12 protein-coding genes are annotated in these 11,072 nt (G+C 72.9%); 10 read left to right on the top strand and 2 right to left on the bottom strand.

The features are described 5' to 3' along the window. The 4 genes from ACZ4E1_RS37490 to ACZ4E1_RS37475 form a co-directional block, all read left to right on the top strand. Positions 1–270: alpha-glucosidase C-terminal domain-containing protein (locus tag ACZ4E1_RS37490; protein ID WP_467548060.1), on the top strand; the 270-nt coding region annotated here is incomplete at its 5' end. A 13-nt stretch (positions 271–283) separates the two neighbouring features. Further along, positions 284–1,636 carry a maltokinase N-terminal cap-like domain-containing protein gene (locus tag ACZ4E1_RS37485; RefSeq protein WP_467548058.1) on the top strand — a complete coding sequence of 451 codons (1,353 nt, stop codon included), beginning with the start codon at positions 284–286 and terminating at the stop codon, positions 1,634–1,636. Between the two features lie 20 nt (positions 1,637–1,656). Further along, positions 1,657–3,852 carry a 1,4-alpha-glucan branching enzyme gene (glgB, locus tag ACZ4E1_RS37480; protein WP_467548062.1) on the top strand — a complete coding sequence of 732 codons (2,196 nt, stop codon included), beginning with the start codon at positions 1,657–1,659 and terminating at the stop codon, positions 3,850–3,852. A 60-nt stretch (positions 3,853–3,912) separates the two neighbouring features. After that, positions 3,913–4,185 carry a hypothetical protein gene (locus tag ACZ4E1_RS37475; protein ID WP_467548056.1) on the top strand — a complete coding sequence of 91 codons (273 nt, stop codon included), beginning with the start codon at positions 3,913–3,915 and terminating at the stop codon, positions 4,183–4,185. Positions 4,186–4,304: 119 nt separating this feature from the next. Here the strand turns inward: ACZ4E1_RS37475 and ACZ4E1_RS37470 are convergent, their stop codons facing one another. Next, positions 4,305–4,652 carry a DUF6479 family protein gene (locus ACZ4E1_RS37470; RefSeq protein ID WP_467548054.1) on the bottom strand — a complete coding sequence of 116 codons (348 nt, stop codon included), beginning with the start codon at positions 4,650–4,652 and terminating at the stop codon, positions 4,305–4,307. A gap of 52 nt (positions 4,653–4,704) precedes the next feature. Next, positions 4,705–5,058, bottom strand: coding sequence for a helix-turn-helix transcriptional regulator (locus ACZ4E1_RS37465; protein ID WP_467548052.1), 354 nt, complete (start codon positions 5,056–5,058; stop codon positions 4,705–4,707). A 138-nt stretch (positions 5,059–5,196) separates the two neighbouring features. On the opposite strand from ACZ4E1_RS37465, the gene ACZ4E1_RS37460 reads away from it, so the two are divergent. The 6 genes from ACZ4E1_RS37460 (at position 5,197) to ACZ4E1_RS37435 (ending at position 11,066) form a co-directional block, all read left to right on the top strand. Further along, entirely contained in the window at positions 5,197–5,856 is a 660-nt protein-coding gene (locus ACZ4E1_RS37460; protein ID WP_467548050.1) for an ANTAR domain-containing protein, read from the top strand. Between the two features lie 30 nt (positions 5,857–5,886). After that, positions 5,887–7,395 carry an aminotransferase class I/II-fold pyridoxal phosphate-dependent enzyme gene (locus ACZ4E1_RS37455; RefSeq protein WP_467548048.1) on the top strand — a complete coding sequence of 503 codons (1,509 nt, stop codon included), beginning with the start codon at positions 5,887–5,889 and terminating at the stop codon, positions 7,393–7,395. 142 nt (positions 7,396–7,537) lie between these two features. Beyond that, entirely contained in the window at positions 7,538–7,978 is a 441-nt protein-coding gene (locus tag ACZ4E1_RS37450; protein WP_467548046.1) for a CBS domain-containing protein, read from the top strand. 31 nt (positions 7,979–8,009) lie between these two features. Continuing rightward, positions 8,010–10,109 carry a catalase gene (locus ACZ4E1_RS37445; protein WP_467548044.1) on the top strand — a complete coding sequence of 700 codons (2,100 nt, stop codon included), beginning with the start codon at positions 8,010–8,012 and terminating at the stop codon, positions 10,107–10,109. A gap of 71 nt (positions 10,110–10,180) precedes the next feature. Next, positions 10,181–10,630, top strand: coding sequence for an SsgA family sporulation/cell division regulator (locus ACZ4E1_RS37440; protein ID WP_467548042.1), 450 nt, complete (start codon positions 10,181–10,183; stop codon positions 10,628–10,630). A gap of 64 nt (positions 10,631–10,694) precedes the next feature. Continuing rightward, positions 10,695–11,066: a VOC family protein gene (locus ACZ4E1_RS37435; protein WP_467548040.1), complete on the top strand. Its 372-nt coding sequence runs from the start codon at positions 10,695–10,697 to the stop codon at positions 11,064–11,066. Positions 11,067–11,072: the final 6 nt, after the last annotated feature.

Here is an 11,072-nt window from a genome sequence, read left to right as displayed (position 1 = left end):
ACCAACCCCGCCGTCCTCGCCTTCCTCCGCGAACACGGCGACGACCTCGTCCTGTGCGTCCACAACTTCTCCCGCTTCGCCCAACCCACCGAGCTGGAGCTGCGGGAGTTCGAGGGGCGCGAGCCGGTCGAACTCGTCGGCGGGGTCCGCTTCCCCGCCATCGGCGAACTCCCCTACCTGCTGACCCTGGCCGGACACGGCTTCTACTGGTTCCGCCTGTGCGAGAGCGTGCCGCCGCGCCTGCCGGCGGAACCCGGGATCCGCCTGTGAAAGGACATCGCTCATGCTGATCACCGCACCGCACACCCGTCCCGGCCCGCCGCACCTCGCGTCCGTGGCCGGGCTGCTGGAGGGGTGGCTGCCCGAGCAGCGCTGGTTCGCGGGCAAGGGGCTGCCGATCACCGACCTGTCGGTGGTGTCGCTGACCGAGCTGTACCCGGGCTGCCTGCACCTCCTGGTGCGGGCCACACACGCGGGCGCGCACAGCGGCTGCTACCAGATCCTGCTCGGCGTGTCGGAGGGCCTGCCCGGCCGCCTGCGGCACGCCGTCATCGGCCGCCCCGCCGTCGGCCCGCTCCGTGGACTCACCGTGTACGACGCCCTGCACGACCCCCGGGCGACGGGGACGCTGCTGGAACGGCTGCGGGTGCCGGGCGCGGCGGGCCCGCTGCGCTTCGAGCGCGACGGCCGCACCGACGTACCGGCGGGTCTGCGCCCCCGCCTCTTGGACGGGGAGCAGTCCAACACCTCGCTGGTGTACGGCGACGCGTTCATCCTCAAGCTGTTCCGCCGCGTCCAGTACGGCGTCCATCCCGACCTGGAGGTCCCCTCCGCGCTGTCCCGGGACGGCTGCGCCCGGGTCCCGGCGCCCGTCGCCTGGTTCTGGACCACCGAGCCGCGCCGCGCGACGCTCGGCGTGCTCCAGCCGTTCCTGCGCGGGGCGACCGACGGCTGGAGTCTGGCGCTCGACTCCCCCACCGGCGAGGACCTCGCCGAGACCGCGTACGAACTGGGGCGGGCCACCGCCGAAGTACACCTGGCGCTGGCGCGCGCCTTCCCGCCCGACGAGCCGCGCCCGGACGACGATCGTGACCGTGACGGCGCCGACGGGCTCGCGGCGGCGATGTCCGCGCGGCTGGACGCGACGGCGCGTCAGGTGCCGGAGCTGGCGCGGCACGTGCCCCGGCTGCGGGCCGTCTACGCCGCCGCCGCGGGGCACCGCTCGCACCCGGCGGACCAGCGGATCCACGGCGATCTGCACCTCGGGCAGGTCCTGCTCGACGGGCGCCGGTGGCGGATCATCGACTTCGAGGGCGAGCCGTCCCGCCCGCTCGCGGAACGCCGGCGCGTGCAGTCCCCCGCCCGGGACGTCGCGGGGATGCTCCGCTCCTTCGACTACGCCGCGCACGCGCGGGGGCCGGGTCACACCGAGTGGGCCCGGCGCTGCCGGGACGCCTACCTGGCGGGATACGCCCGGGAGGCGCCGTGGGACCCGCGCGAGCACACCGCGCTCGTCCGCGCCCACGAGACGGACCGCGCCGTGTACGAGGTGCTGTACGAGGCCAGACACCGCCCGGACTGGCTGCCCGTTCCGATGGCCGCGATAGCGCGCCTCGCGGAGGAGTCCCGATCGTGACGCTCACCGAGCAGTTGCCGATGCCGACCGCGCCGCCGCTCGACGCCGACACCCGCAAGCGCCTGCTGGCGGGAGGCCATCACGACCCGCACGCGGTGCTCGGCGCGCACCCGGCCCCGGGCGGCGGCGTGGTCGTCCGCGTCCTGCGCCCCTACGCGCAGGCGGTGGCCCTCCTCGTGGAGGAGCGGGCCGTGGAGCTGGCGGACGAGGGGGACGGGCTGTTCTCCGTCCTGCTGCCGCTCGCCGAGGTCCCCGCGTACCGGCTGCGGATCACGTACGACGGCCGGGACACGGAGACCGAGGACCCCTACCGGTTCCTGCCGGCGCTCGGCGAGCTCGATCTGCATCTGATCGCCGAGGGCCGGCACGAGGAGCTGTGGACGGCGCTCGGCGCCCACCCGATGACCCATCAGGGCGTTGCCGGCACCCGCTTCACCGTGTGGGCGCCGAACGCGCAAGGCGTGCGCGTGTGCGGGGAGTTCTGCCACTGGGACGGTTCCGCCCACCCGATGCGTTCGCTCGGCTCGTCCGGGGTCTGGGAGCTGTTCGTGCCCGGCATCGGCGAGGGCGCGCTCTACAAGTTCGACATCACCCGGCCCGACGGCACGCACACCGTGCGCGCGGACCCGATGGCCCGCCGGGCGGAGGTGCCGCCCGCGACCGCCTCCGTGGTCACGCGCTCGGCGCACGTCTGGACCGACGACGCGTGGATGTCCCGCCGCGCGGAGCACCCCGCGCACCGGTCGCCGATGTCGGTGTACGAGGTCCATCTGCCGTCCTGGCGGCCCGGCCTGGGCTATCGCGAGCTCGCCGCGGAACTCACCGCGTACGTGAGCGACATGGGGTTCACGCACGTGGAGTTCATGCCGGTCGCCGAGCATCCCTTCGGCGGTTCCTGGGGCTACCAGGTCACCGGCTTCTACGCCCCGACCTCGCGTCTCGGCACCCCCGACGACCTCCGGCACCTGATCGACACGCTGCACCGGGCGGGCATCGGCGTGATCATGGACTGGGTGCCGGCCCACTTCCCGAAGGACGACTGGGCGCTGGCCGAGTTCGACGGCCGCCCGCTCTACGAGCCCGGGGACCGGCGGCGCGCCGAGCACCCCGACTGGGGCACGCTCACCTTCGACTACGGCCGCACGGAAGTACGCAACTTCCTGGTGGCGAACGCGAGTTACTGGTTCGAGGAGTTCCACGTCGACGGGCTGCGCGTGGACGCCGTCGCCTCGATGCTCTATCTCGACTACTCCCGCGAGGAGGGCGGCTGGACGCCGAACGAGCACGGCGGACGGGAGAACCTCGACGCGGTGGCGTTCCTCCAGGAGATGAACGCGACCGTCTACCGGCGCTACCCGGGCATCGTGACGCTCGCCGAGGAGTCGACCGCGTGGGAGGGCGTCACGCGGGCCACGCACCACAGCGGCTCGGGCGGCTTCGGCGGGCTCGGTTTCGGACTGAAGTGGAACATGGGCTGGATGCACGACTCGCTGGAGTACATCGGGCACGAGCCGGTGCACCGCCAGTACCACCACGGCGAGTTGACCTTCTCCATGATCTACGCCTACAGCGAGAACTATCTGCTGCCGATCTCGCACGACGAGGTCGTCCACGGCAAGCGGTCCCTCGTCTCGAAGATGCCCGGCGACTGGTGGCAGCAGCGCGCGAACCATCGCGCCTACCTGGCCTACATGTGGGCCCACCCGGGCAAGCAACTCCTCTTCATGGGCCAGGAGTTCGCGCAGGGCGCCGAGTGGTCGCAGGAGCACGGCCCGGACTGGTGGCTGCTCGACCCGGCGTACGGCGCGGAGCGGGACCACCGGGGCGTGCGCGACCTCGTACGGGATCTGAATCTGGGGTACCGCGCGACACCCGCCCTGTGGGAGCAGGACACGGTTCCCGCGGGGTTCCAGTGGGTCGAGGCGGACGCGGCGCAGGACAACGTGCTGGCCTTCCTGCGCTTCGGGGCCGACGGGAGGCCAATGCTCGCGGTGAGCAACTTCTCCCCCGTGGTCCGGCACGGGTACCCGGTCGGGGTGCCCGACACGGCGGGTTCGTGGCGGGAGGTGCTCAACACCGACGCGGCCCGGTACGGCGGCGGCGACGTCGGCAATCCCGGACCGCTGAGGGCGCCCCCCGACCCGGTCGGGGTGTTCCCGGCCCGACTGCGCCTGACCCTTCCGCCACTGGCCACGCTGTGGCTGTGCCCGGAGTGACGGGGCGCGCCGGTGGGTACCCGGACGCCCGCACGCAGGCCGCCGACCCGAGGAGGAGCCGTGCACGAGCGACGGTCACCGGCACCGGATCCCGAGAAGTCGGATGCTCCCCGCGAGCCCACGCCGCGGGACCTGCCGGACCAGCAGGCCGGCCCGGGCGGTCCGGAGGAGGACCCCTGGGAGCCCGACGACGACACGACCGGTGAGGAGGAGCGGGCCGGGCCCGATCCCGAGCTCCCCGACACGGACGAGGCCGGGACGGGGCGCCGGGGCGCGCCGCACACGGCGAGCCCCCACCCGGAGCATCCCGTGCCGGACGAGCCGGCCGACTGACCGGCGGGCCCGGACGCACGCGGAAGGGGAGCGGAAGGGAGACGACAGGAAAAGGCGGCCTCCTGACGCGGAGGCCGCCTCTCGATCCTCTCTGGGGTGATCCGCTCCGGGGTCGCGCCTCAGATCCGGCCGAGGCCGCCACTACCGAAGGAGCCGCTCGCACCCGGCGTCCACTTCTTGGGGTGCTGGTCCTTGCTCCGCCTGGTGCGGGCCGGATGGAGCTGGTACGGCATGAGGCGTTCGCTCTCGTCGTGGGCCAGCGGCATCTCGTCCGGCTCACGCACCTCCCGCTCCTCGTGCACCGGCCAGTCCTTCGGCAGCGTCGGCTGCTCGTCGGGCCGAGGCCGCCTCGACTCCCGCTCGACCACTCTCTTCCCGAACTTGAACGCCACGATCAGGAACCCGGCGATGAACAGGCCTCCGACGAAGGCCCCGACAGCGGAGAGCACGGTATTCGCTGCAGCCAATTCGAAGAATGTCTCGTTCATACCCTTTTAGTACCCCCGAACGGACCATTTGTCACCGCAAACGGACGCCGTCTTCCTGCGAGGGGGCCCTGTCTTCCTCATGCTCCGCGTCGCGCCGCGCCAGCACGCCGAGGAGGTCCGAGACGGTCAGGCCCGCCTCGGCCGGATGGCGCAGGATCGTGCCGTCCGAGACGCGGTAGGTGTTCGAGCGACCACGCCGCGTATGAGTGAGATAGCCGTCCTTCTCCAGGTCCGAGAGGATCTTCTGGACCGCCCGCTCGGTGAGCCGACAGTGCGCCGCGATGTCCCGGATGCGGAGGGTCGGCTCGGCCGCGATCGCGGACAGCACGCGAGCGTGGTTGGTGAGGAAGGTCCAACCTGTGTGCGGTTCCGGTGCTGCAGTCATGTTCGCCAGGTTAGGCCGTTTGATTCCGGCATTCAAAAGGACGAATTACAATTCCGGTATCGCTTGACGTACATACGGCTCCGGGGGACGCTGGAGACACGGCAGAAGACGGACCGACCTCTCCCTGGAGTGACCGGCATGTCCGCACCCGCATCCCTGCTGGGCGTCGAGACGAGGCACCGGGGCGACCGCACGCTCGTGGCGCTCTCCGGCCCTCTCGGTGCCGGCACCGAGCAGGCCCTCCTCGACAACCTCACGCAGTTCCTGCGCAGCTCCGGTACGGGCCTCGACCTGGACCTGAGCCAGGTCGACCACTGCGACTGCGCGGGGCTGAACGTCCTGCTCAGCACCCGCCGCCGCGCCCTGGACGAGGGGAAGAGCATCGTCCTGCACGCCTCCAGCCCCGCCGTGCGCGGCGTCCTCGTGGACACCGACACGCTGCCCCTGTTCACCGGGGCCGGCGGCGCCGCCCGGCTCACCGCCTCCGCGGTGGGCGCGGACGACGAGGACGTGCGGGCCGAGATCGATCAGCTCCGGCAGGCCATGCAGACCCGGCCCGTCATCGACCTGGCCCGCGGCACGCTGATGGCCTCCTTCCGCCTCACCCCGGAGGACGCCTGGACCGTCCTCGTCTCCGTCTCGCAGCACACGAACACGAAGCTGCGGCAAGTCGCCCACAACCTCGTGCACGCGGTCACGGGCGACGGCCTCCCCGACGACATGCGCCGACAGCTCGCCGTGGCCGTCGCCGAGGTCCGCCGGGCCCCCGCCTCGTCGTCCGGCTCGACGGCCGATTGACCGCCCGCCGACCCGGGAACCCGGCTGCCCATGCCCCCTGACATCGACCACTCCCAGGCCCCCGTACTCGAAGCGCTGGCGGAGCACCGGCGGCTGCACCGGCTCGGCTTCACCCCACCCGGCCACAAACAGGCCCGGGGCGCGGATCCCGCGGTGCGGGCGGTGCTCGGCGACGCGGTGTTCCAGGGTGACGTCCTCGCCTCCGGCGGCCTCGACGACCGGCGCACCCGCGGACGCGTGCTGGAGCGCGCCGAAGAGCTGATGGCCGACGCCGTGCACGCCGCGCACACGTTCTTCTCCACCTGCGGCAGCTCGCTCTCGGTGAAGGCGGCGATGCTCGCCGTCGCGGGCCCGCACGAGGAGCTCCTGATCGGGCGCGACGCGCACAAGTCGGTGGTGTCGGGGCTGATCCTCTCCGGGATCCGGCCGGTGTGGGTCGAGCCGCGCTGGGACGCGGAGCGGCATCTCGCCCACCCGCCGGGCGCCGAGGACTTCGAAGAGGCCTTCCGCGCCCATCCCGGCGCGAAGGGCGCGCTGGTCACCAGCCCGACGCCGTACGGGAGCTGCGCCGATCTGCGCGGCGTCGCGGAGGTCTGCCATCGCCGCTCCCGGCCGCTGATCGTGGACGAGGCCTGGGGCGCGCACCTGCCGTTCCACTCCCGGCTGCCGTCCTGGGCGATGGACGCCGGCGCCGACATCTGCGTCACGAGCATCCACAAGAGGGGCAGCGGTCTGGAGCAGGGCTCGGTCTTCCACCTGCGGGGCGAGCTGATCGATCCCGCCGTCCTGAGTTCCCGGGCCGATCTGCTCGGCACCACCAGCCCGTCCGTGCTCATCTACGCGGGCCTGGACGGATGGCGCCGGCAGATGGCGCTGCACGGCGCGGAGCTGATGGGGCGCGCGCTCGACCTGGCCGGCGACGTGCGGACCGCGATCGAGAAGATCGACGGGCTGCACGTGAACGACCGGGCGGACTTCTGCGGTCCGTCTCTCGCCGACGACTTCGACCCGCTGCCCGTCGTCATCGACGTCACCGGCCTCGGCACCACGGGGTACGCGGTGGCCGACCGGCTGCGCACGCACCACGCGGTCGACGCCCATCTGGCGGACCACCGCCGGATCAGCACCCAGCTCACCCACGGCGACGACCGCGACACGGCCGACGCGCTCCTGGAGGCGCTGGAGACCGTGGCCCGGTGCGGCGCGGAGCTGCGTCCCGCGCCGCGCGTCGACGTGCCCGCACCGGCGGAGCTCCGCCTCGAACAGGTCCAGTTGCCGCGCGACGCCTACTTCGGGCCCTTCGAGGACGTGCCGCTCGCGCGGGCAGCGGGGCGCGTCGCGGCCGAGATGCTGACGCCGTACCCGCCCGGGATCCCGGCGGTGCTCCCCGGGGAGCGGCTCGACGGGCCCGTGCTGCGGTACCTGCGGACCGGGCTCGCGGCGGGCATGCACCTGCCGGACGCGGCGGACCCCGGCCTCGCCACCGTACGCGTGACCCGTGCGGAGGGCGAGAACTCGCCTCTACCCGGTGACAGTTGACGTACTCCGGGCCGGGGGCCGGTGAAGTGCGGCACGCAGGTGTGTGATCCACGGTCATGGGTACCCGGCGCCGCGACCGGACCTTCGACCCCGACGCCCGCCCCCTCGATCGACGGCACGGCGGAAGATTGCGAGGCACGCCATGACCCACCTGATCAGCGACGTGATGACGGAGGGCGTGATCGCGGTCCGGCCCGACACGCCCCTGACCCAGGCAGCACAGTTGATGCGCGACGAGGACATCGGCACGGTCATGGTCACCGACGGCGGACGCCTCCTCGGGCTGATCACCGACCGGGACATCGCCCTGCGCGCGGCGGCCGACGGCGCGGACCCCCGCGTGGTCGAGGTCGCCGAGCTGTGCACGACGGAGCCCGTGTGCGTGAGCCCCGAGGAGGAGACGGCCCGCGCGGTCACCCTGATGCGACAGCACGCCGTCCGGCGGCTGCCCGTGACGAGCGGAGGCCGGCCCGTCGGCATGGTCAGCCTCGGCGACCTGGCCGAGGCACACGACCCCGAGTCGGCGCTCGGCGAGATCAGCAAGGCCTCCCCCACGCCCGACCAGGGCTCCACCCCGCACTGAGCGTCGCCGTCCCGACCGTGAGGAGCGACCGATGACCGACCCCAAGCAGGAGCAGCGCGACGCGGCACGCGCCGAGGACCCCGCCGCCGGGCCGCTCACCACCGACCAGGGTGTGGTGGTCGACCACACCGACGACGCGCTGTCCGCGGGCGACCGCGGACCGACGCTGATGGAGGACTTCCACTTCCGCGAGAAGCTCACCCGGTTCGACCACGAACGGATCCCCGAGCGCGTGGTGCACGCGCGCGGGGCCGGCGCGTACGGCTGGTTCGAACCGTACGCGTCCTGCGCGGAGTTCACCCGCGCCGCGTTCCTCCAGGACCCCGGCGTGCGGACCCCGGTGTTCGTCCGCTTCTCGACCGTGCAGGGCCCGCGCGGCTCCGCCGACACGGTGCGCGACGTACGCGGGTTCGCGACCAAGTTCTATACGTCAGAAGGCAATTACGACCTGGTGGGGAACAACTTCCCGGTCTTCTTCATCCAGGACGGCATCAAGTTCCCCGACTTCGTGCACGCGGTGAAGCCCGAGCCGGACACCGACATCCCGACCGGGGCCTCGGCACACGACACCCTCTGGGACTTCGTGTCGCTGCAGCCGGAGACGCTGCACGCGATCATGTGGCTGATGTCGGACCGCGCGATCCCGCGCAGCTACCGGATGATGCAGGGCTTCGGCGTGCACACGTTCCGGTTCGTGGACGCGGACGGGCACGGCACGTTCGTGAAGTTCCCCTGGACGCCGAAGCTGGGCGCGCACTCCCTGGTGTGGGACGAGGCGCAGGAGTGCCAGGGACGCGACCCGGACTTCAACCGGCGTGACCTGTGGGACAGCATCGCGGCCGGTGAGTACCCGGAGTGGGAGCTGGGCGTCCAGCTGATCCCGGAGGAGGACGAGTTCGCGTTCGACTTCGATCTTCTGGACGCGACGAAGGTCGTGCCGGAGGAGCAGGTGCCGGTCCGGCCGATCGGCCGGATGGTCCTGGACCGCAACCCGGACAACTTCTTCGCGGAGACGGAACAGGTCGCCTTCCACACCGCCAATGTGGTGCCCGGCATCGACTTCACGAACGACCCGCTGCTCCAGGCCCGCAACTTCTCCTACCTGGACACGCAGTTGATCCGGCTCGGCGGGCCCAACTTCGCGCAGATCCCGGTCAACCGGCCGGTGGCGCCGGTGCGCACGAACCAGCGCGACGGCTACCACCAGGACGCGCTGCACACCGGCACGAACTACGCGCCGAACTCGCTGGGCGGCGGCTGCCCGGCGATCGCGGGCGCCGGCGGCTCCGCGTACACCCACTACGCGGAACGGGTCGACGGCGCGAAGATCCGCCGCCGCAGCCCCAGTTTCCAGGACCACTACAGCCAGCCCGCGCTGTTCTGGAACAGCATGGCGGACTGGGAGAAGGAGCACATCGTCCAGGCGTTCCGCTTCGAGCTCGGCAAGGTCGGCGCGCGAACGGTCCGTATGCGTGCCGTGGACGAACTCTCGCACGTGGACCGCGAGTTGGCGTGCGAGGTGGCCCGCGGCATCGGCGTGCCGGAACCGCAGGGCGGCGCCGGGCCCGACCGGTACAAGGCCTCGTCGCCCGCGCTGAGCCTGGAGGCGCTGCGCGGTGACGGCTCCGTACGCACCCGGCAGATCGCGGTGCTGGTGGCCGACGGCGTGGACGCCGCCCAGGTGGAGTCCGTGCGCGAGGCGCTCACCGCGGCCGGTGCGGTCGTGGAGGCGATCGCGCCGGCGGACGGCACGGTCGAGGCGTCCGACGGGGAGCTGTTCCCGGTCGACCGGGCGCTGCCCACCGTCGCGTCCGTGCTCTACGACGCCGTCCTCGTGCCGGGCGGCCCGGTCGGCACGCCGGAACTGGCGGGCGATCCGGACGTGGTGCGCTTCGTGCGCGACGCCTACCGGCACGGCAAGCCGGTGGGGGCGCTCGGCTCCGGGGTCGGTGTGCTGGGGCGGGTGGTGCCCGACGAGGTGCGCCGCACCAGCCAGTCCGGGCAGGTGGTCGCGGACCGCGGGGTCGTGACGGACGCGACGCCCGGGGCGGCCCGGCCGGAGTTCCTGCGCGCGTTCGTCGGCGCCGTGGCCGCCCACCGGCACCCGGCGCGGCCGGAGGTGCGGGCATGACCGGCATCCACAGGTCCCCCACCCTCCTCGGCGCCTTCCCGACTCCCCTCCGACCGAATGCGTGATACGTCGTGTCCGAACCCCTCACCCACGTGTCGGTGCACCCGCACCGGACCGCCACCCTCCTCCATGACGCGGTGCTGCTCCGGGACGGGCTGCATCCGCTGCCCCTGGGCCTCGAACTGCACTACACCTCGCTGGACCCCTTCGCCGTCCGCGTCACGCTGGAGGTGGAGGGCGCGCAGGTCCGCTGGTTCCTGTCGCGGGAGACGCTGCTGCTCGCCCGCGACCGGCGTGCCGGGGTCGGCGAGGTGGCCGCCTGGCCGGTGCCGGGCGACGCCGGCGCACCGGCCGCGCTGCGCATCCGGCTCGGCCCGGCCGACGGCTGCGCCGTCGTGGAGACCGAGCGCGACGTGGTGGCCGAGTGGCTGGACGTCACCACGCGGCTCGTGCCGCCGGGCGAGGAGTCCGCGCACCTCGACTGGGACGGCTTTCTGACCGGCCTGTCCGGCGACGCGTGACGCGCCTCCCCCGCCCGCCCGCCGCCGGATGGAAGAGTTCACCCACCCGTACAAGGAGCGCGACATGCCTGTTGCCCGGTACTGCCTGGTCGCCGTGGACTGTCCCGACCCCGCCGCACTCGCCGGCTTCTACGCCGCGCTGCTCGGCGGCGAGGTCCGGCAGGACGGCGAGGACTGGTACGACCTGTACGCCCCCGGCGACCACCGCATCGCCTTCCAGCGCGCCCCGGGCCACCGTCCGCCCGAGTGGCCCCGCGCCGACGACAACTCCCAGCAGCTGCATCTGGATCTGAAGGTCGACGACATGGCGGACGCCGAGGCGCAGGTCCTGGCCCTGGGCGGCATGCCGCTGGATCTGGACGACGAGGACGGCAAGCGCGGCTTCCGGGTGTACGCGGATCCGGCCGGGCACCCGTTCTGCCTGGTCCGCGCCTGAGCCGCC

It is taken from the genome of Streptomyces sp. NPDC025806 (assembly GCF_055558275.1).
Note: the sequence above shows the minus strand (reverse complement) of the source record. Positions and strands in the feature narration are given on the sequence as shown.

Bases quoted from the DNA above. Each gene is read 5' to 3' on its own strand.
- ACZ4E1_RS37485 (WP_467548058.1), top strand. From the start codon at position 284: ATGCTGATCACCGCACCGCACACCCGTCCCGGCCCGCCGCACCTCGCG.
- glgB (WP_467548062.1), top strand. From the start codon at position 1,657: ATGCCGACCGCGCCGCCGCTCGACGCCGACACCCGCAAGCGCCTGCTG.
- ACZ4E1_RS37465 (WP_467548052.1), bottom strand. From the start codon at position 5,058: ATGACTGCAGCACCGGAACCGCACACAGGTTGGACCTTCCTCACCAAC.
- ACZ4E1_RS37460 (WP_467548050.1), top strand. From the start codon at position 5,197: ATGTCCGCACCCGCATCCCTGCTGGGCGTCGAGACGAGGCACCGGGGC.
- ACZ4E1_RS37455 (WP_467548048.1), top strand. From the start codon at position 5,887: ATGCCCCCTGACATCGACCACTCCCAGGCCCCCGTACTCGAAGCGCTG.
- ACZ4E1_RS37450 (WP_467548046.1), top strand. From the start codon at position 7,538: ATGACCCACCTGATCAGCGACGTGATGACGGAGGGCGTGATCGCGGTC.
- ACZ4E1_RS37445 (WP_467548044.1), top strand. From the start codon at position 8,010: ATGACCGACCCCAAGCAGGAGCAGCGCGACGCGGCACGCGCCGAGGAC.
- ACZ4E1_RS37435 (WP_467548040.1), top strand. From the start codon at position 10,695: ATGCCTGTTGCCCGGTACTGCCTGGTCGCCGTGGACTGTCCCGACCCC.